Source organism: Bradyrhizobium sp. Kon37, from assembly GCF_055807535.1.
The window spans coordinates 1-369 of the sequence record NZ_JBVVOY010000172.1 but is presented as its reverse complement, the minus strand read 5'-3'; the positions used below and the strand labels follow the sequence as shown (position 1 = coordinate 369).

The following is a 369-nucleotide window of genomic DNA, read 5'->3' as shown; positions in this document are numbered from 1 at the left end:
CACTGAATTTTCTGTACATGGTGCCCCTTTACCCGAACAGACGAGCGCGAAAACGAAATGAGAGCCAGAACGTCAGCAATCCCCGTGAACTTGCCCGTAAACAGGCCGTTGCCCTGTCCTGTTTTCTGGGTGGACGGCAGTTTTACATCCCCTGCGGCGATACGATCCTGACCGCGTTACGCGACGATTTGCTTTACTGCCAGTTTAATGGTCGTAACATGGAAGAACTGCGTCGCCAGTACCGCCTGTCCCAGCCGCAGATCTACCAGATTATTGCCCGCCAGAGAAAGCTGCATACACGACGTCATCAGCCTGATCTGTTCTCACCTGAAACCCCAAAATAACCGGCATCCTGCCGGTTATTTCCTG

General features: G+C 53.1%; 1 protein-coding gene. It reads left to right on the top strand.

The genetic code is table 11. The features are described from left to right. Positions 1 to 344, top strand: a 344-nt coding sequence (locus AC0L3J_RS37660; RefSeq protein ID WP_473350471.1) for a Mor transcription activator family protein, incomplete at its 5' end; no start/stop codon positions are given. Positions 345 to 369: the final 25 nt, after the last annotated feature.